The following is an 18,857-nucleotide window of genomic DNA, read 5'->3' as shown; positions in this document are numbered from 1 at the left end:
CCGGTCGCGCCGGGGCCTACGACTTGCCCATCCGGCTCTTGGTGACGGCGCCGATGAGGCGCTGGTAGCCGGTCGGGGCCAGGCGGGGCATCGCGTCGAAGACGCGGGCGTCGGCCCCGATCAGCACCCGTCGCCGGTTGCGCTTCACGCCCGCCACGATGACCTTGGCGGCCGAGTCGGCCGAGGTGAAGAACAGCTTCTCGAAGTCCTTGGCCGACGCCTCGGCGCTCTGCCCGGTGGCGGACACGAGGCTGTCGCTCATGCGAGCCGCCCTCGCGATGTTGGTCTTGATGCCTCCGGGGTGAACGCACGTGGCGGTCACCGGCGAGTCGGAGATGTCCAGCTCCTGGCGCAGCGACTCGGTGAAGCCGCGAACGGCGAACTTGCTGGCGTTGTAGCCGCTCATGAACGGCTGCGCCGTCAGCCCGAAGACGCTCGAGATGTTGACCACGTGCCCCTCACCGGACGCCTCGAGGTGAGGCAGGAAGGCCTTCGTCCCGTGCACGACACCCCAGAAGTTGATACCCATGATCCACCGGTAGTCGGTCATGGAGATGCCGGCAACCGTGCCCGAGAGCGCGACGCCGGCGTTGTTGACGATCACGTTGACCCGTCCGTGGTCGGCCACGACGGCGTCGGCCCAGTCGAGCACCGACTGCTCGTCGCTGACGTCGACGACCGCCGTCGTCACCCGCACGGGCAGGTCGGTCAGCAGCCGCCCGGTCTCGGCCAGCCCATCGGCGTTGACGTCGGACAGCGCGAGGTGCGCGCCCTCGAGCGCGAAACGTCGGGCCAGCGCCCGTCCGATGCCGGAGCCGGCCCCGGTGATGGCGACGACCTTGTCGGTGAGGTGCTGCACGAGGGCCTCCTGGGTGCGATGGGGCGGCGGCGCCCGGTTCGACAGCCGCATCTGATGACGGACGTCGTCAGAGTAGGGGGTGCGGTCAGGCCGCCCGCCCGGGTGTGAGCGAGGTCGCCGATCCGCCGGACCCATCCGGGCGCATCCAGGCCCGGAGGGGAGTCACAGGCCGTCGAAGACGTCGCGGGCGACGGCTCGGCCAGGCGGGCGGGACGGGTCGACGAACCACTCCCGCCCGAAGACCAGGTCGTAGAGCGGGCGGGGGATGCGCAGGAACGCCGCGAGGGTGCGGTCGGCGCCGCCGTCGACGGCGGCCTGCGACGCGTGGGCCCGCATCGACGCGCGTTTCTGCCCGGCATACCGGCGCACGGAGATGCGGTGGGTGATCTCGGCCCGCGGGCTGTAGGCCCGCTCGAAGGACGTGATGTCGAAGTCGGGCGGGAAGTGGTAGACCCTCGCGGCCAGCCGGATGCCGCGCAGGATCTCGTTGCGGGGCACGGTGGCCTGGAGCACCCGCCGCGTGCCGGCCAGCTCGGCCGCCCGCGCCCCGACCTCGTGCACCCGCACGTGGTCGCGGTGGCCGTAGCCGCCGTTGCGGTCGTAGGTGAGCAGCACGTCGACCGACTCCTCGCGCAGCAGCGCCGCGAGCCGGTCCGCCGCCTCGTCGACGTCGGCGGCGATGAACCGCTGCTTACCCGGGGGGTCGGGCAGCATCTCGGGGCCCATCCCGCTGTCGGCGTAGCCGAGGTACTCCACCCGGTGCACCCCGAGCGCCCTGGCGCTGGCGTGCAGCTCGTCGAGGCGACGGCTGCCGAGCCCCTCGGGCGCCTCGCGGAAGTCGGCCGACGTCAGCCCCAGCTCGCCGTCGGTCGCCACGACGACCACGACCCGGTGCCCCTCCGCGGCGGCCCGGGCCAGGGTGCCCGCGGTGAGCAGGGCCTCGTCGTCCGGATGGGCGTGGAAGGCGAGCAGGGTGTGCGGCACCCGCCTCATCCTGCCGCATGACCTGCCCGTCATATGCTCGACGCGTGAAGGTCGCCCTCCTGTCGGACTGCTTCCTCCCGCGCCTGGGGGGCATCGAGGTGCAGGTGCACGACCTCGCCGTGCACCTGGTCGAGCGCGGTCACGAGGTCGAGGTCTTCACCGCCACCCCCGGCACGCACGGTGAGAGACGAGGGCGCACGGCGGTCGTCGACGGGCTCACCGTGCACCACCACGCCCTGCGTCTGCCGTGGGATCTGCCCGTCAACCCGTTGGCACCGTGGGCGATGCGCGGTGAGCTCGCCGGCTTCGACGTGGCCCACGTCCACATGGGGGTGGTCTCGCCCTTCGCCGTCGACGCTGCGTTCCTGACGATGCGGATGGGCCTGCCGACCGCGATGACCTGGCACTGCATGCTCGACGCGATGACCCCGGTCGTGCGCCGCCTGGGCGTCGTGCGACGGTGGGCCGCCGCCGGTCTCGCCATGAGCGCGGTCTCGGACGTCGCGGCCGCACCCCTGCGTCGCATCCTCGGTGACACCGCACCGGTCGCCCTGCTGCCCAACGGGATCGACGTCGCTGCGTGGACGCCGCGACGCACCGCTCCGGGAGACGGCGTGGTGCGGGTGGTCACCGCCATGCGCCTGGCCCGCCGTAAGCGGCCGGTGCCCTTCGTGCAGCTCCTGCGACGGGTGCGCGACCTCGTGCCCGCCGACGTGCGCCTCGACGTCGAGGTGCTCGGTGAGGGCCCCGACCGCGCCCCGGTCGAGCGCTATCTCGCCGAGCACGGCATGACCTCGTGGGTCCACCTGCCCGGCCGCGTCTCCCGCGACGAGCTCAGGACGCGGTATGCCGCCGCCGACGTCTACGTCTCGCCCGGCGCGCTCGAGTCCTTCGGCATCGCCGCCCTCGAGGCCCGCACGGCGGGTCTGCCCGTGGTCGGTCGGCAGGGTTCTGGCCTCGGCGAGTTCGTCACCGACGGGGTCAACGGCTACCTCACCCGCGACGACGACGACTTCGCCGCCGCGCTGGCGAGGCTGGCCTCGGATCCCGCCCTGCGGGAGCGGATGCTTCGCCACAACCTCGAGCACCCGCCGGCCCAGGGCTGGGCCAGCGTGGTCGACGCCGCCGAGGGCGAGTACGCCCGCGCGGTCGCGGGGGCTCGTCGATGACGATCCTCCCCCGGGTCCCGCAGGCCGAGATCCATGTCGACGGACTGCTCGACGGCGAGGGGGCCGTCACCTTCAGGCTCGCCCACGGCGAGCTGCCCGACGTGGGGCTGCGCTCCCGCGGCTGGGAGCCGGTCAGGCCGAGAGACGTTGTGGGGCAGGCTGATCCACACGAGCTGCGACTGGTCTACGACGTGCGTCCGCGTGGGCCCGAGACGACGGGGGCAGGGCCGGACTCGGCCTCGGTCTCGGTCTCGGCCTCCGAGGTGACCTCGGCGCGGGCGATCGCTCGCGACGCCGACCTCGTGGTCGCACCGGGCGAGGCGGCCGTGCCCTACCAGCGGGTGGCGGCCTACGCCATCGTGACGAGCGCCCGGGGGGTGCTGCTCGCCCGGTTTGCCGGCTCCACCAACGCGGCGGGGGAGTGGGGTCTGGTCGGGGGTGGTGTCGACCCGGGCGAGCTGCCGCTCCAGGCGCTGCACCGCGAGGTGTGGGAGGAGAGCGGGCAGGTCGTCGAGGTGACCGGGCTGGCCACCATCACCAGCAGCCACTGGGTGGGCCGAGCGCCGCACGGGCGGCTCGAGGACTTCCACGCAGTGCGGATCGCCTACTGGGCCAACTGTGCCGAGCCCACCGACCCGGTCGTCCACGACGTCGGTGGCACCACCGCCGAGTCGGCCTGGGTGCCGGTCGCCGACCTCGACTCCGTCGGGCTGGTCACGAGCTGGGCGGTCGAGCTGCCGCGGCTGCTCGCCTCGCGGGCCTGAGCACGGCCACGCTCTCAGGGTCGACGTCGAGCCATCCCGATGACCCCGACCAGGGCGCAGGCCACACCCACGGCCACGAGCAGGAGCGGGCCGTGGCGCTCGAGCGAGGTCACGGAGGCGACGCCCGTCAGCTGCTCGACCACGACGACCGACGCGACGCCCATGAGCAGCAGCCCGAGCAGTGCCAGCCCCCAGTTGGGTCCGGTGGGGCGGGCCCCGGCCTCACGGTGCGGCGGGTGGGTCGGCTCGGATCCCGGGGGCGCTGCCCACACCGGTGCGTCCTGCGGCCCGTCGGCAGGACCGCCCCAGGCCCTCGGTCGCTCGCTCATGTCGCCCCTCCGGTCGGTGTCGGCCCGGGGGCCGGCACCACGGTGATCTCGAGGTCGCCGGCCATGAGGTCCGCGACGATCGTCACCGACGTCGGCCCCTTGCCCACCTCGATGCTCGACTGCTGCCCGACCTTCTCGCGCACGCCGTTGACGGCCAGGTCGCCCATGCCGAGGCTGGGCTTGATGGTGGCCCTCACGCCCGCCGGCACAAGCACCGTGAGGTCGCCGAGCCACACCTTCACCTCGAACTGCTGACCGGCGGTGGCTCCCCGAAGGTCGAGGCGCCCGTCACCGAGCCCGACGACATAGCCTCCAGCCGGCTCGGGCTCGCTCGCCCTCCAGCTGCGGTCGTCGGCGCCGGTCGAGAAGACGAACGGGGGCACGGACGCCGACGCGACGGTCGCCGCGGTCAGCGCGACGGCCAGCAGCCCGGTGACACCGGCCCGCCGTCCGAGCAGCCCGATGAGCAGCAGGGCGAGGCCGACCCCGGCCAGCGCACAGCCCAGGGTGAACGGCACCTGACCCAGCCCCGCCGGCACGCTCCCGCTGGATCGCAGGTCACCGTGCACCTCGGTCGCCACCGCAGCACCCGCGATCCCGAGACCGACGGTGAGCAGCAACCCCAGCACCCCGGCCCGCCGACGCTGGGCCCGCGGTGGCGCCAGCGCCCCGGTCGGGGGCGACACGGCTCCGGTGCGCCCCGGCCCCATGCCGTATGGAGTGCCGTGGGCCGCCGCGGCGGCCGGGTCACCATAGGCCGGCACGGGTGCAGCCAGGGTGGGCGCCGGTGGGGGCGCGGCATACGGGGTGGTGGTCGTCGGCGGGGTCCAGACGGGGATGCTGCCGGTGGTGCGTGTCGCGGTCCTGCGCCGGGAGCGGTAGAACCAGTAGAGCAGCGCGGCGACCGGCAGCACGGACCACCAGGCCCGGCCCCCGTCGAGGTTGCCCAGCACGAGGGCGGCGACGAGCACGAGGAGCCCGACGCTGCGCTTGTCGCGCTGTCGCACCGCCCGCTCGGCGAGGATGCTGCCCTGGGCGTCGGGCAGGAGGGCCCACGCGAGCGCATAGAGCGGCACGCCCAGACCGCCGAAGATCGCGAGGAGCACGAAGCCCGCTCGCACGAGCACGGGGTCGACGCCGAAGCGCACGGCGAGGCCCCCGGCGACACCGGTCAGCCACCGGTTCTCGTCGGAGCGCGCGATGCCGAGCCCGCGCAGCCACGCCCACAGCCCCTCCTGGCCCCTGCGGCCGGGAGCAGCCGCCGGGTCGGGGGGAGGCTGGGGTGGCGAGGTCACGTTCCCATCCTGCGGGACGCGTGGCCTCCGGACGATGCGGGTCGACCCTGAACCCACCCTGATGCCACCCCGGAAGACGGGCTGCCGGGGCCGCTGCGGGCCCCTGATGGGTCAGGATGGAGGGGTGAGCCAGACCGAGCACCTCCCTGGGGTCCCACCGACCCCTGGGCCGGTGCACGCGCCGGGCGCTATGGGCGCTCCGGGCGCTCCCGCGGCTCCCCTCCCCGGCCTGGCCCCCGCGCCGCCCCCGCCCGCCCGGCTCTACCGCTCGACGTCGGACCGCTGGCTGGCCGGGGTGTGCGGAGGCGTCGGTGCCCACCTCGGCATCGAGCCCGGTCTCGTGCGGCTCGTGATGGTGGTCGCGGTCATCGCCGGCCCGGGCCTGCCCGTCTACGCCTTCCTGTGGGTGATGACGCGGCCCGACACCCGCGCCCCGGGTGGGCCCGCGGCCGCGGTCCGGACCGACCGGCGCCCGCTGGGCTACGGCCAGGTGCTCGTCGTCGTCGGCGTGCTGCTCGGGCTGGTCGGGCTCAGCTGGGGCGGGCCCCTGGCTGCGGCGGCCTCGCACCTCAGCCTCGTGGTCCCTGTCGTGGCCGTGGCTGCCGGGGCCTTCCTCGCGTGGTCCCAGCTCGACGACACCGAGCGGGTGGGCTGGCGTCGCCGGTCTCGTCGCGGCAAGGTGCTCGCCGTCGTCCTCCCCGCGGTCGGCGTGTCGCTCGTGCTGGTCGGGGTGGTCGCGCTCTTCACGCAGGGACAGGGGCTCGCGGCCGCGACGACCAGCGCCGTGGCTGCGCTCGCCGTGCTGCTCGGGGCCGTGGTCGTCGCGGCCCCGTGGGTGCTGCGGCTGGCCCGGGGGCTGCAGCGTGAGCAGAGCGAGCGGATCCGGGCCACCGAGCGCGCCGACATCGCCGCCCACCTGCACGACTCGGTCCTGCAGACCCTCGCGCTCATCCAGCGCCGCTCGGACGACCCGGCGACGGTCGTGCGGCTGGCCCGCTCGCAGGAGCGCGAGCTGCGCACCTGGCTGTATGCCGATCGCGTGCAGTCGGGCGACACGATCGCGGCGGCGGTCGCGGCGGTGGCGCACGAGGTCGAGGACGACCACGGGGTGCCGATCGACCTCGTCGTGACTGGCGACCAGCCGCTGGACGAGGGCGGCTCGGCCCTGGTCAAGGCCGCCCGCGAGGCGATGCTCAACGCCGTGCGCCACGGCGCGCCGCCGGTCTCGGCCTACGTGGAGGTCGGGCCCCACGGGGTGGAGTGCTTCGTGCGCGACCACGGCGAGGGCTTCGACCTCGACGAGGTCGGTCCCGACCGCCTCGGCGTGCGCCAGTCCATCCTCGGCCGGATGGAGCGTCACGGCGGCTCCGCCCGCATCCGCCACCTCGAGGGCGGCACGGAGATCGAGCTGACCCTCCCGCCGCACCCGCAGACCTCCGGCGACCACGCCGGACGACCCGAACCCGAAGGAACCCCCTGATGCCGCAGCCCATCCGTCTCGTGCTCGTCGACGACCACCGGATGTTCCGCTCCGGGGTCAAGACCGAGCTCGACCTCGCCGTGACCGAGGTCGTGGGCGAGGCGCCCGACGTCGACTCGGCCATCACGGTGATCAAGGACGTGCGTCCCGACGTCGTGCTGCTCGACGTGCACCTGCCGGGTGGCAACGGCAACGGTGGGGTCGACGTCATCGGCGGCTCGCGGGGGATCGAGACGGCGAGCGGGCAGCCGGTGCGCTTCCTCGCCCTGTCGGTGTCGGACTCGGCCGAGGACGTCATCGCCGTGATCCGGGCCGGGGCCCGGGGCTACGTCACCAAGACGATCAGCGGCAACGACCTGATGACGGCCATCACCCGGGTGGCCGACGGTGACGCGGTCTTCAGCCCGCGCCTGGCCGGCTTCGTGCTCGACGCGTTCGGGGCGGCTGCGGGCGAGATCGCCGAGGTCGACGAGGAGCTCGACCGGCTCTCCACCCGCGAGCGGGAGGTCATGCGCCTCATCGCCCGCGGGTACCAGTACAAGGAGGTGGCCAAGGAGCTCTTCATCTCGGTGAAGACGGTCGAGACCCACGTCTCGGCGGTGCTGCGCAAGCTGCAGCTCTCGAGCCGTCACGAGCTGACGGCCTGGGCCATGCACCGCCGCATCCTCTGACCGCCTCCTGCCCGTCGGCCGGTCGTCAGCCGGGTGGTGGGCACCTTCTGCGTCTCCAACGACGTCGTCACCACCATCGACAAGAGCTGCTGACGGCGGCCCGGCGCCGGGCGCGGAGGTCCTCGTGCCCGGCGCCCTAGGCTGAGGCCATGTCGGTCGCCACGAACCTCGTCCTCGTCCTCCACCTGCTCGGCATGGCCGCGATCCTCGGTGGCTGGTTCGCGACCCGCTCGTCGCCGCGGCTGCACCCCGCGGTGCTCTGGGGTGCGCGCGCGCAGCTCGTGACGGGCCTGGTCCTGGTGGGCCTCGTCGAGGCGGCGAACGACCCGACCGACCCGCCGAACCACCCCAAGATCGGGGTCAAGCTGCTCGTCGCCCTCGGCGTGCTCGCCTGCGTCGAGATCGCCAACGCCCGCCAGAAGCGGGCCGGGCTCGAGGTCTCCCCGGGGGCCGCGACCGGGGTCGCGACGGGAGCCACCGCGACCACCACGATGGCGGCGGTGGCCGCTCCCCTCGTGCAGGCCGCGGCCGGCCTCACCCTGCTCAACGTGCTCGTCGCAGTCCTCTGGACCTGACCCTTCACGATCACCGCGGTGTGGTGGCCGACGGCAGCAGCAGCAGCTTGCCCGTCGTGCGGCGCCCCTCGAGGTCGTCGTACGCCGTGGCCGCCTCGGCCAGCGGGTAGCGTCCGCCCACCTCGATGCCCAGGTCGCCGGACGCGAGCGCGCCGAGGACCTCGCCGGCGCGCCAGGTCAGCTCCTCACGGGTCGCGATGTAGTCGCCCATCGTCGGGCGGGTGAGGAAGAGCGAGCCGCCGGCGTTGAGGCGCTGGATGTCGAAGGCGGGCACCTGGCCCGACGCACCACCGAAGAGCACGAGCATCCCGCGGAGGCGCAGCGCCTTCAGCGAGGCATCGAAGGTCGTGCGCCCGACGCCGTCGTAGACCACGTGCACGCCCTCACCGCCGTTGGCCTCGCGCACCGCGGCCGCGAGGGACGCCGAGTCGAGGTCGGTGTAGTCGATGACGTGGTCGGCGCCGAGGTCGAGCGCCTTCCGGGCCTTGGCCGCCGAGCCGGCCGTCCCGATCAGCCGGGCTCCACGGGCCTTCACCAGCTGCACGAGCAGCTGCCCGACCCCGCCGGCCACGGCGTGGGCGAGCACGGTGTCGCCGGGCTGCACGGCATACGTGCTCGTGACGAGGTAGTGGGCGGTGATGCCCTGGAGCATCGCGGCGGCGGCCGTCTCGAGGGCGAGACCGTCGGGGACGGGCACCGCGACGGCCGCGGGCATGCGCACGTGGCCGGCGGCGCTGCCGGGAGCCGCCGCCCAGGCGACGTGGTCGCCGACCCGGAGGTCGACGCCGTCGCCGACCGCCTCGACGGTGCCGGCCCCCTCGCTGCCCAGCACGAAGGGGAGCGGGAGGGGGTAGACCCCCTGACGCTGGTAGACCTCGATGAAGTTGACCCCCGTGGCGGCCACCTCGACCCGGATCTCGCCGGGGCCGGGCGCGCCGACCTCACGCTGCTCCACGGTGAGCACGCTGGAGTCACCGGTGCGGGGGACGACGAGGGACGGGGTGCGGACGGCAGCGGTCATACCCGTGACCCTAGGTCCGCCGGCGACATAACTCTATGTTTGGTGTCCCATAACGTAAGACGCGCACGGAAAGGCCTTGAACCAGAAGGCCCGGCCTGTTGCACTGGAGCCATGCAGACGGTCACGAGGCGAATGCGCGAGGGGTATGCCGCCACCCCCGCCATCTCGTGTCGCCCCCGGCGTCGCTGCTGTCGCGGCTGACCCCACCCTCGGCCCGCTTCCCTGCGCCCCCGCGCCCCGACCGCCCACGGACACCCGTGGATGCCGGTCCGCCCCCTGACCTCGCGTCTCGATCCTCCTGCCTGACAAGGAACGTCGCTCATGCCGACCAGCACGCGCCACCGCGCACTCGTCCATTCCTCCGCCCCCGACCTCGAGCGGCTCGCTCGTCGCTACGCGCTGAACCCCAACCTCGGTGTCCTGCTCCCCGACGAGGGTGAGCGCACCTGGGCCCGCCTGGCCGACCACGACGGCGCCGAGGTCTGGCTCATCTCGTGGCCGGAGGGGGGCGAGACCGGGTGGCACGACCACGACGGGTCGCTCGGGTCCTTCGCCGTGGCGTCGGGGGCGGTCGTCGAGCAGACCTGGGGCGGCGGGCGCGTGCACGCGCGTCGCCTGGTCGACGGCGAGTCCCGGGCCTTCGGGGAGTCGCACGTGCACAACGTGCGTGGCGCCGCCGCCGGCCGCTCGCTCACCGTCCACGCCTACGCCCCGAGGCTGACGACCACGACGTCGCACGAGCTGGCCGCCGACGGTCCACGGGCCGTCTCCGCGACGCACGAGGGAGCGGACTGGTGACCGTCGTCGCCGCGCTCGGCTCGTCGACAGACCGTCGTCGATCGAGTGCGATCGCCTGGGAGACAGGCCTCTTCGCGTCACCGGCCGCCGTCGCCCCGGTTGCGCCGACCGGCCCGGACGTCACCGTCGACGACCTGGTGGACGAGGCCCGGCACGCCTACGAGCGGGTGTCGGCGCGCGCTGCCTACCAGGCTGTGCTGCACGGGCGGGCCGTGATCGTCGACATCCGGCCCGCGGCCCAGCGTCGAGCACAGGGGGAGGTCCACCCCGACCTGGGGCCCGTCGTGATCGAGCGCAACGTGCTCGAGCGGCGCCTTGACCCCCGCAGCCCGGCCCGGCTGCCGTGGGTCGAAGACGAGACCCGGGTCGTCGTGCTCTGCCAGGAGGGCTACGCCTCGTCGCTGGCCGCCACCAGCCTCGCCCGGCTCGGGCTTCGGCACGTCACCGACGTCGAAGGCGGGCTCGCGGCCTGGCGCGGGGCCGGGCTGCCGGTGGCGTGACCCGGGCCCGGGTCGCCAGACCCCGAAGATCGTCGAGAAGTGGTGAGCGGCCCGGCCGCCGACGGCTGGTCGGCCTCTCCGCCCTGGGGTGGAGACGGCCCGCTAGCCCCCCACGCGCACGAGCCCCGCCTCGTAGGCGAGGACCACCATCTGCACCCGGTCGCGCAGGTCGAGCTTGCGCAGCACGGCGCCGATGTGGGTCTTGACGGTGGCCTCGGCGACGAAGAAGCTCGCGGCGATCTCCTGGTTCGTCAGCCCCTGGCCCACGGCCACGAGCACCTCGCGCTCCCGCTCGGTCAGCGGCTCCAGCCGTCTCAGCGCCGAGGCGTATGCCGTGTCGTCACCCCCCGGTCCCGGGTCGCCGCCGCCTGCACCAGGGAGCGCGTGGACGAAGGTGTCGATGAGTCGCCGCGTCGTGCTCGGAGCCACCACGCTGTCGCCCCGGTGGACCGCGCGGATGGCGGCGAGCAGGTCGGTCGGCCCGGCGTCCTTCAGCAGGAAGCCGGATGCCCCGGCCTGCAGGGCAGCGAAGGCGAACTCGTCGAGATCGAAGGTGGTGAGCACCAGGACCCGTGGCGGATCCGGTTGCGTCAGTAGACGTCTCGTGGCCTCGACCCCGTTGAGGCGGGGCATCTGGATGTCCATCAGCACCACGTCGACCACCAGGGCCCCGGGGCCGGTCAAGGCGTCGAGGGCGGCCTGGCCGTCGGCGGCCTGACCGACGACCTGCATGTCGGCGGTGGCGTCGAGCACCATCGCGAAGCCGGCGCGCACCAGGGCCTGGTCGTCGACGAGGAAGAGCCGCACCGGCGGCGCCGGGCTGTCGGTCACGGACGTGCTTCGGACCAGTGCAGCGGGAGCGTCGCCACCACGCTGAAGCCACCCTGCGGTCGACTGCCGACGAGGAGGGTGCCCCCCGACGAGGTGACCCGCTCGCGCATGCCGACGATGCCGTGGCCGTCGCCGTCGTCGCGGGAGGCCCCCCCGACCCCGTCGTCGGTGACGACGACGCGAAGCAGCCCGGGCAGGCTCAGCACCTCCACGTCGGCCGTCGCGTCGGGGCCGGCGTGCTTGAGCACGTTGGTGAGCGACTCCTGGATGACGCGGTACGCCGCGAGGTCGACGTCGCGGGGGAGCACTTCGAGCAGGGCGGGCGGTGGCACCTGCGTCGTGACGGCGAGCCCCGAGGAGCGCACACCGTCGACGAGGGAGTCGAGGTCGGCCAGGCCGGCCAGGGGGCTCAGGTCGACCGCGGCGCCGTCGTCGCGCAGCACCCCGACCAGGCGGCGGGTCTCGGCCAGGGCCGACCGGGCGGTGCCGGCGATGGTCTCGAGGGTGACTGCGGCGTCGGCGCGCTCCCAGCGGGAGGCGTGCTCCGCGGCATACGCTCCGCCGTCGGCCTGCACCACGACGACCGAGAGGGAGTGGGCGACGATGTCGTGCATCTCGCGGGCGATGCGGGCCCGCTCGTGCTGGGCGGCGATGAGGTCGCGCTGGTCGCGGTCTCGCTGCAGCAGGGCGTTGCTCTCGCTGAGCTGGGCGATGATGCTCTCCCGGCCCCGGATGATGTTGCCCACGACCCAGGTGAGCATCACGAGGGTGGCCAGGGCGAGCGCCGAGAAGGCCTTCGCGCCGAGCGTGGCGTCGGACCCACCGAGGCGCAGGGCACCGAGGGCGGCGCCGAGCAGCCCGCACGCGAGGGCCACCAGCCGGGTGCGGAACGACGCGACGTGGGCGGCGACCGTGTAGACGACGTAGACCTCGGCCACGTTGGCGGGAAGCAGCGTCCCGACCAGGGTGAACTGGGCCAGGCCGACGACCACCATCGCGCCGAGGACGGCGACCGGCCACCGCCGCCGCACCACGAGCAGGGCGAGCGAGACCAGGCTGAAGACCTCCGCCGCCAGCCCGAGCCCGGCCGCCGTCGAGACCAGGCCGAAGGACAGGTAGAGGGCCACCGCGAGGGCCGAGTCGACGACGGTGGGGTGCGCGCGGGTCCAGGCGTAGAGCCGCGTCGTCAGCATGGACCCAGCGTAGGCGCGTGGCCCCGTGCTGTCGGCCGCCGGTCGTAGGCTGCAGGGGAGATGAGCACCCTCTTCGACGACCTCGGCCTGCCTACGCCTTCCGCGCCCCCTCGATCAGCCGCGCGCCGCGCGCCCTCCGAGCCTCCGGCCCGGGGGGGCCTGCACGACGTCGACGACGCCGGGCTGCCGCTGTGGGCGACCGGCGACGGGGAGGCGCCCGACGCGGCCGGCGACGCGCGGGCCCGGGCCGAGGAGCTCCTCGAGGGGCTCAACGACCCGCAGCGAGAGGCGGTCGTCCACGAGGGCCCACCGCTGCTGATCGTGGCCGGCGCCGGGTCGGGCAAGACGCGGGTGCTCACCCACCGCATCGCCTGGCTGCTGGCGGCACGCGGGGCCCGGCCGGGCCAGGTCCTCGCGATCACCTTCACCAACAAGGCCGCCGGTGAGATGAAGGAGCGGGTCGCGCAGCTGGTCGGCCCGGCGGCCAAGGCGATGTGGGTGCTGACCTTCCACTCGGCCTGCGTGCGCATCCTGCGTCGCGAGGCCCACCGGCTCGGGCTCAAGTCGACCTTCTCGATCTACGACGCGGCCGACAGCCAGCGGCTGATGGCCCTGGTGCTGCGCGACCTCGACCTCGACGCCAAGCGCTACCCCCCACGATCCTTCTCGCACGCGGTCAGCAACCTCAAGAACGACCTCGTCGACGAGGAGACGTATGCCGCCCGGGTCGCCGAGGACGGCAGCCACCACGACCAGCGCGTGGCCGAGGCCTACACGGACTACCAGCGGCGGCTGCGGCAGGCCAACGCGATGGACTTCGACGACCTGATCATGTCGACGGTGCACCTTCTGCAGGCCTTCCCCGAGGCCGCCGAGCACTACCGCCGACGCTTCCGCCACATCCTCGTCGACGAGTACCAGGACACCAACCTCGCGCAGTACCAGCTGGTGAAGGAGCTGGTCGGACCTGCGCTGCCCGACGACGCCCCGGCCTATGCCGTGCCGCCCGGTGAGCTGTGCGTGGTCGGCGACGCCGACCAGTCGATCTACGCCTTCCGCGGCGCGACCATCCGCAACATCGTCGAGTTCGAGCAGGACTACCCCGACGCGCGCACCATCCTGCTCGAGCAGAACTACCGCTCGACCCAGACGATCCTGCGCGCCGCCAATGCGGTGATCGCCCGCAACGAGAACCGGCGGGCGAAGAACCTGTGGACGGCTGCCGGCGACGGGGCGCAGATCATCGGCTACGTCGCCGACAGCGAGCACGACGAGGCGGCCTTCGTGGCCCGCCAGATCGACGACCTGGGCGACAAGGAGGGGGTGCGCCCCAAGGACGTCGCGATCTTCTACCGCACCAACGCGCAGTCGAGGGCCTTCGAGGAGGTGCTGGTGCGGGTCGGCATGCCCTACAAGGTGGTCGGCGGCACGCGCTTCTACGAGCGCAAGGAGATCAAGGACGCGCTCGCCTACCTGCGGGTCGTGTCCAACCCGCTCGACACCGTCAACCTGCGGCGCATCCTCAACACCCCCCGGCGCGGCATCGGCGAGCGCGCCGAGGCCTGCGTCGCGCAGCTCGCGGAGCGCGAGCGCATCCCGTTCGTCGCGGCCCTCGGGCGTCCGGAGGACGCCCCGGGCATCGCCACCCGCTCGGTGGCGGCGATCAAGGTGTTCACCGGGCTGCTCGAGCAGCTGCGCGAGGTCTACGACACCGGCTCCGGGGTGGCCGGTCTGATCGAGGCGGCCGTCGAGCAGAGCGGCTACCTCTCCGAGCTGCGGCGCAGCCCCGATCCGCAGGACGAGGGACGGGTCGAGAACCTCGCCGAGCTCGTCGAGGTCGCGCGCGAGTTCGACGAGGAGCGGCTCGAGACGGGTGAGGAGGCCTCGCTCGAGGACTTCCTCGAGCGGGTCTCGCTCGTGGCCGACGCCGACCAGATCCCCGACGGCGCGCCCGGTGCCGACAACGGCGTCGTCACGCTCATGACCCTGCACACCGCCAAGGGGCTGGAGTTCCCCGTCGTCTTCCTCACGGGGATGGAGGACGGCACCTTCCCTCACCTGCGTTCGCTGGGTGAGCCACGCGAGCTGGAGGAGGAGCGGCGCCTGGCCTACGTCGGCATCACGCGAGCCCAGCAGCGCCTGCACCTGTCGCGGGCCGCGGTCCGCTCCGCGTGGGGCTCGCCCCAGTACAACCCCGCCTCCCGGTTCCTCGACGAGATCCCCGACGGCCTCGTCGACTGGCTGCGCACCGACACGGCGATCGACGCGGCGCGCACGAGACGACCGATGCCGGGCTCGGCGATGTCGTCGCTGGCCGCCCGACGGGAGTCCTCGAGGGCGGGCAGCAAGACGGTCGTCCTCGTCGCTGCCGGTGACCGGGTCTCGCACGACTCCTTCGGCCTGGGCACCGTGCTGCGGGTGGAGGGTGAGGGTGACAAGGCCATGGCCCATGTCGACTTCGGTGACGAGACGGGCACGAAGCGGCTGCTCCTGCGCTACGCCCCGCTCGAGAAGCTGTGACCCACGGCGGCTGAGCCGCCGTCAGTCCGTGGCGGTCGTCGGGCCTGTCGACGAGCGGTGGCCGGGCATGTTGCCGTGTGCGGTCAACCACGGGACGGGGGACACGGCCGATGCCGGGGTGTTGTCGCTGCGCAGGTGGATCTCGATGTGCGCGTGCGGGCCGGTGGAGTGACCCGTGTTGCCAGAGCTGGCCACCACCTCACCCGGCGTGACCGCGTCGCCCGTACGCACGGTCAGTCGCGAGTTGTGGGCATACCAGCTGATCGTGCCGTCCCAGTAGCGGATCTCGACCTTGTTGCCGTAACCACCGGACCAGCCGGCGAAGATGACGGTACCGCTCGACATGGACTTGACGGGGCTGCCCACGGGCAGGGCGAAGTCCTGGCCCGCGTGCATCGTGCCCCACCGCATCCCGAAGCCGGACGTGAGCGTGAAGCGCACGTCGACCGGCGTGACCCAGCGGTGCGCCGTGGCCAGAGCGGTCGCGGCCTTGGCCGCAGTGGCCGCCCTCGCGCGGGCGGTCACCTGCGCCGCAGGGGGAGGCGAGGTGCGGGTGCTGCTCCGGGCGGCGCGCTCGGCGGTGGGGCGTTGCAGGGCGAGCAGTCGGGTCTTCGCCTCGAGGACGCCCTGCTGGGCCGTTGGCTCGCTGGGCCCACCGGGCACCTGCTCCGTGGTGGCCGCGACCACCGGCAGGGGGGACACCGGCGCCGGCGCGGCGCCCAGGTGCGCGCCCGTCGTGGTCAGCACGATGGTCGCGGTGGTCGCGGTCGGGAGCAGGACGCCCGTGCCGATCAGACGGGGCACGGGGTGCGTGCCCGGTGCCCGATGTCGGCCGCTCGCACCTGGAGTCGCGCGCACCGACGAGGTGCCCTGCCCGCGGTGTCGGCCGGAGTGCTTCTGCTTCGTCACGTTCGGGAGGACCTCGGCCTGGGGAGGGGGGTCGGCCAGAGCGCGCTCGGCCGGGGGACGGTGGTGAGAACCTATCGTGATCGATTCGTGATCACAATAAAGCAGCAGCGAAAGTCGCCCGTGCTCCGGTGGATGTCACCCACCGCAGCGGAGCTCTGCGGGTCTCAGCGTCGTCACGGGGTCCGCGACGGTCGCACCGTCCTCGTCGAGGTGGGCCAGGGCCTGCGAGATGCCGCGCACCACCGACGACATGATGGGGATGCTCGTGTGCCCCACCCCCCGCAGCAGGATGTTGGTGACGGTGAGGTCCGGGTGGTCGAGGGCAGCCGTCCGCTGGGGGAACATGATCTGGTCGAGGTCGGACCAGTAGCAGATGAAGCGCGTGCGGCACCCGGGAGCGGGCAGGGCGAGCTCCTTCATCAGGGGGCTCCCCGGCCGCAGTTGGCGGGTCAGGGTGCCCGGCCAGGCATAGGCCGACAGCGTCCCGGCGTGGGGGCTCCCGAGCGTGACGAGGGTGTGCACGCGCTGGTCACCGCCGAGTCGGGTGACGTAGTAGCGGGCGATCAGCCCGCCCATGCTGTGGCCGACGACGTGGATCCGCTCGTAACCGGTCCGGGCGACGATGGCCTCCACCTGCTCCGCGAGCCGGGCGGCCGCCACCCGCACGTCGCCGGTGAGGATCGAGTAGTTCATCGTCGACACCTGGTCGAAGCCCCGGTGCCGCAGGCCGCGCCGCAGCAGGGTGAAGACGGACTGGTTGTCGATGATGCCGTGCACGAGCAGGATCGGGGTGCCGGCCGCCTCGACGTCGTTGACCAGTCGCCCCCGCTGCAGAGGGGCCAGGTGCTCGATGCGGTAGCCCGAGCCCCGCTCCTGGCGCCGTTCGGCGGCGAGACCGAAGGGGTAGAGCGCCATGTGCGTCGAGATCCACAGGCCCTCGACGACGACCCCGGCCAGCCCCGTGGGCGTGCACAAGGTGCGCACCGCCCCCTCCACCACCGCTTGCACGACGCCGACGGTGCTGAGCGCGGCGCCGCCTGCGCGCCGGACCACGGATCCTGCCCCGGTCGCGGCGCCCACCAGACGGTCGAGCAGCCCCTGGTCCGGGCTCGACGAGCCCCCTCCGTCGGTCATCGAGGCGTCGTCCTCCCGAGGGCGCAGGGGGAGGTGGTCGAGGGCCGACATGGTGCATCGAGCGTAACGGCGAGTCATCGCGCCCACACGAGATCTGCTGGCTCTCCCGTCGGTCAACCGAGAGCGGGAGGTGGATCCTCGGCCACCCGACAGGTGCTCAGGTCGCGTCCGGGCTGCACACAGGCTGGGTCGGCCGGACGGAGCCCACTGGTCGCCGTGAAGCAAGCAGTGGCTAGTCATCGCAAACGGCCGTCAGTGGACGAGTGGATTGTTCGCGCATCGTAAAGTCTTGGCAAAGTCCGTTGGTGCCCACGGATTAAGCAGACACGATGGTCATACACCGAGCGGCCCATCCCCCCAGTGGGCCGACGGTGGAGTCGGACAGCTGGACCGGTCCGTCACCCCGCCTCCCCCCCGACGGTGTGACGGCGCCGCACAGATCATGTGCCGCGGTGGTGGCAGCCACCCGCAGCGTCCGACGTCACGCGGTGTGGGGTGGGCCCAGGGCCCACCCCACACCGAGGCTTTCTCCCTGACTGTCGGGCCGGACGCCTCGAGAGCCACCGAGAGCCTCGAGAGCCCCCGAGATCGCGCAGAGCCCTGCGTGTCTGCGGGCCTCTTCAGGCGCCTGGCCTACCCTCACGACATGCCCCACCCTCGGCCGTTCAGACCGCTCGCTGCTGGTGGGGGTCCGGCCGCCTGCGCCGTCACGCTCGCAGTGCTCCTGGTGGCCGCCTGCACCGGCAGCGCCCCGGCTCCAGGGGCGGGATCCTCGGCGTCCTCGGGGAGCTCGGCAGCCGCGTCGACCTCTGCCCCCCCGACGAGCTCTTCACCGTCCCGCCCGACGACCGCCGCGCCCACCCGGCTGGGTGGTGGGCCGGTCCTCGCGGCGAAGATCGACAACACCAGCGCGTCGCGCCCCCGGGTCGGCGTCGGTCGGGCCGACGTCGTCTACGTCGAGCCGGTGGAGGCGGGGCTGACCCGGCTGCTCGTCGTCTGGTCCTCGTCGATGCCGCCGCAGATCGGCCCTGTGCGCAGCGGCCGCGAGACCGATGTCGACCTGCTGGCCAACTACGGCCGGGTGGCGTTCGCCTTCTCGGGTGCGTCCGCGGGGACGCTCGCGACCCTCGGGCGTGGGCGTCAGGTCAACCTGTCCAACGACGCGTCTGCAGTCGGCTTCTTCCGCGCGGGCAACCGCTATGCCCCGTACAACGTCATCGGGGACACGCGTGCGCTCCTCGCCCGGGCCGGTGGCAGCGTGCGACCGGTCGACCCGGGTTTCCGGTACGGCGCCGCAGCGGCCGGCGGGGCCCGGGGGAGCGTCGTGCGCACCGCGTGGGCCGCGTCGCGGATCGAGCTTCGCTACGACCCCGCCCGCCACCGATACCTCGTCACCACCGACGGCCGCGCCGACATCGACGCGGACGGGTCGCAGCACTCGGCGGCGACAGTCGTGGTGCAGCACGTCTCGACGACGCTGTCGGCCAACACCGACGTCAACGGCGTGCACAGCCCGCTGGCCACGGTCGTCGGTCGGGGTGCGGTCGACGTGCTGCGCGACGGGCGGGTGTGGCACGGCACCTGGAGCCGGTCGTCGGCGGCCGCACCCACCGCGTTCGTCTCGGGCACCACCACCCTGACGATGGCGGCCGGCCCCGTCTGGGTGCTGCTGGTGCCGACAGGCCAGGCCGTCACCATCGGCTAGTGCCGCTTGATCCCGGTGCTCCTGGCCGGGCAGCGACTACCGGCGGGTAGGGGTGAGATTGGTCCCACCGGCCCCCCGTGGCTCGCCAGGCTGGTCCCGGTGGCCGATAGGGTCGCAGGG

General features: G+C 73.4%; 18 protein-coding genes. 9 read left to right on the top strand and 9 right to left on the bottom strand.

Annotated elements, in window-relative coordinates:
* Positions 1-16: 16 nt before the first annotated feature.
* Both V3N99_05370 and V3N99_05365 read right to left on the bottom strand, forming a co-directional pair.
* Positions 17-859, bottom strand: a complete 843-nt coding sequence (locus tag V3N99_05370) for an SDR family NAD(P)-dependent oxidoreductase (GenBank protein ID MEO3936176.1) — start codon at positions 857-859, stop codon at positions 17-19.
* 162 nt (positions 860-1,021) lie between these two features.
* Positions 1,022-1,852: a PIG-L family deacetylase gene (locus V3N99_05365; protein MEO3936175.1), complete on the bottom strand. Its 831-nt coding sequence runs from the start codon at positions 1,850-1,852 to the stop codon at positions 1,022-1,024.
* A 35-nt stretch (positions 1,853-1,887) separates the two neighbouring features.
* Between V3N99_05365 and V3N99_05360 the strand changes: the two genes are divergently transcribed.
* Both V3N99_05360 and V3N99_05355 read left to right on the top strand, forming a co-directional pair.
* The gene (locus V3N99_05360) at positions 1,888-3,012 is read left to right on the top strand and encodes a glycosyltransferase (GenBank protein MEO3936174.1); all 1,125 of its coding nucleotides are present in this window, start codon (positions 1,888-1,890) and stop codon (positions 3,010-3,012) included.
* Positions 3,009-3,776, top strand: a complete 768-nt coding sequence (locus V3N99_05355; GenBank protein ID MEO3936173.1) for an NUDIX domain-containing protein — start codon at positions 3,009-3,011, stop codon at positions 3,774-3,776. Before V3N99_05360 ends, V3N99_05355 begins: the two co-directional genes overlap by 4 nt.
* A gap of 14 nt (positions 3,777-3,790) precedes the next feature.
* On the opposite strand, the gene V3N99_05350 is transcribed toward V3N99_05355, so the two are convergent.
* Together V3N99_05350 and V3N99_05345 are read right to left on the bottom strand one after the other, a co-directional pair.
* Positions 3,791-4,105 (bottom strand): hypothetical protein, encoded by a 315-nt coding sequence (locus V3N99_05350; GenBank protein MEO3936172.1) that lies wholly within the window; start codon positions 4,103-4,105, stop codon positions 3,791-3,793.
* The gene (locus V3N99_05345) at positions 4,102-5,400 is read right to left on the bottom strand and encodes a PspC domain-containing protein (protein MEO3936171.1); all 1,299 of its coding nucleotides are present in this window, start codon (positions 5,398-5,400) and stop codon (positions 4,102-4,104) included. The genes V3N99_05350 and V3N99_05345 overlap by 4 nt, the downstream gene beginning before the upstream one ends.
* A gap of 124 nt (positions 5,401-5,524) precedes the next feature.
* Between V3N99_05345 and V3N99_05340 the strand changes: the two genes are divergently transcribed.
* The 3 genes from V3N99_05340 to V3N99_05330 all read left to right on the top strand — a co-directional run bounded on the left by V3N99_05340 (position 5,525) and on the right by V3N99_05330 (position 8,126).
* Positions 5,525-6,880: a PspC domain-containing protein gene (locus V3N99_05340; GenBank protein MEO3936170.1), complete on the top strand. Its 1,356-nt coding sequence runs from the start codon at positions 5,525-5,527 to the stop codon at positions 6,878-6,880.
* Positions 6,880-7,551, top strand: coding sequence for a response regulator transcription factor (locus tag V3N99_05335; protein MEO3936169.1), 672 nt, complete (start codon positions 6,880-6,882; stop codon positions 7,549-7,551). The genes V3N99_05340 and V3N99_05335 overlap by 1 nt, the downstream gene beginning before the upstream one ends.
* 149 nt (positions 7,552-7,700) lie before the next feature.
* Complete coding sequence (locus tag V3N99_05330; protein MEO3936168.1) at positions 7,701-8,126, top strand: hypothetical protein; 426 nt, start codon at positions 7,701-7,703, stop codon at positions 8,124-8,126.
* A 10-nt stretch (positions 8,127-8,136) separates the two neighbouring features.
* Here V3N99_05330 and V3N99_05325 read toward each other — a convergent pair whose 3' ends face one another.
* Positions 8,137-9,147: a quinone oxidoreductase gene (locus V3N99_05325; protein ID MEO3936167.1), complete on the bottom strand. Its 1,011-nt coding sequence runs from the start codon at positions 9,145-9,147 to the stop codon at positions 8,137-8,139.
* A 321-nt stretch (positions 9,148-9,468) separates the two neighbouring features.
* Here V3N99_05325 and V3N99_05320 point away from each other — a divergent pair, with 321 nt between their 5' ends.
* Positions 9,469-9,945, top strand: a complete 477-nt coding sequence (locus tag V3N99_05320; GenBank protein MEO3936166.1) for a cysteine dioxygenase — start codon at positions 9,469-9,471, stop codon at positions 9,943-9,945.
* Complete coding sequence (locus V3N99_05315; GenBank protein MEO3936165.1) at positions 9,942-10,445, top strand: rhodanese-like domain-containing protein; 504 nt, start codon at positions 9,942-9,944, stop codon at positions 10,443-10,445. The genes V3N99_05320 and V3N99_05315 overlap by 4 nt, the downstream gene beginning before the upstream one ends.
* 102 nt (positions 10,446-10,547) lie before the next feature.
* On the opposite strand, the gene V3N99_05310 is transcribed toward V3N99_05315, so the two are convergent.
* Positions 10,548-11,276 carry a response regulator transcription factor gene (locus V3N99_05310; protein ID MEO3936164.1) on the bottom strand — a complete coding sequence of 243 codons (729 nt, stop codon included), beginning with the start codon at positions 11,274-11,276 and terminating at the stop codon, positions 10,548-10,550.
* Complete coding sequence (locus V3N99_05305) at positions 11,273-12,469, bottom strand: sensor histidine kinase (GenBank protein MEO3936163.1); 1,197 nt, start codon at positions 12,467-12,469, stop codon at positions 11,273-11,275. Before V3N99_05305 ends, V3N99_05310 begins: the two co-directional genes overlap by 4 nt.
* Positions 12,470-12,529: 60 nt before the next feature.
* Between V3N99_05305 and pcrA the strand changes: the two genes are divergently transcribed.
* Positions 12,530-14,989 (top strand): DNA helicase PcrA, encoded by a 2,460-nt coding sequence (gene pcrA, locus V3N99_05300; GenBank protein MEO3936162.1) that lies wholly within the window; start codon positions 12,530-12,532, stop codon positions 14,987-14,989.
* A gap of 21 nt (positions 14,990-15,010) precedes the next feature.
* On the opposite strand, the gene V3N99_05295 is transcribed toward pcrA, so the two are convergent.
* Both V3N99_05295 and V3N99_05290 read right to left on the bottom strand, forming a co-directional pair.
* Positions 15,011-15,898 carry a M23 family metallopeptidase gene (locus V3N99_05295; protein MEO3936161.1) on the bottom strand — a complete coding sequence of 296 codons (888 nt, stop codon included), beginning with the start codon at positions 15,896-15,898 and terminating at the stop codon, positions 15,011-15,013.
* A gap of 135 nt (positions 15,899-16,033) precedes the next feature.
* Positions 16,034-17,083 carry an alpha/beta fold hydrolase gene (locus V3N99_05290; GenBank protein ID MEO3936160.1) on the bottom strand — a complete coding sequence of 350 codons (1,050 nt, stop codon included), beginning with the start codon at positions 17,081-17,083 and terminating at the stop codon, positions 16,034-16,036.
* 595 nt (positions 17,084-17,678) lie between these two features.
* Between V3N99_05290 and V3N99_05285 the strand changes: the two genes are divergently transcribed.
* On the top strand, positions 17,679-18,737 hold the full coding sequence (locus V3N99_05285) for a DUF3048 domain-containing protein (protein MEO3936159.1): 1,059 nt from the start codon (positions 17,679-17,681) through the stop codon (positions 18,735-18,737).
* Positions 18,738-18,857 lie beyond the last annotated feature (120 nt).

The sequence above is a fragment of the Dermatophilaceae bacterium Soc4.6 genome (assembly GCA_039889245.1).
Lineage (GTDB): Bacteria > Actinomycetota > Actinomycetes > Actinomycetales > Dermatophilaceae > Lapillicoccus.
Note: the sequence above shows the minus strand (reverse complement) of the source record. Positions and strands in the feature narration are given on the sequence as shown.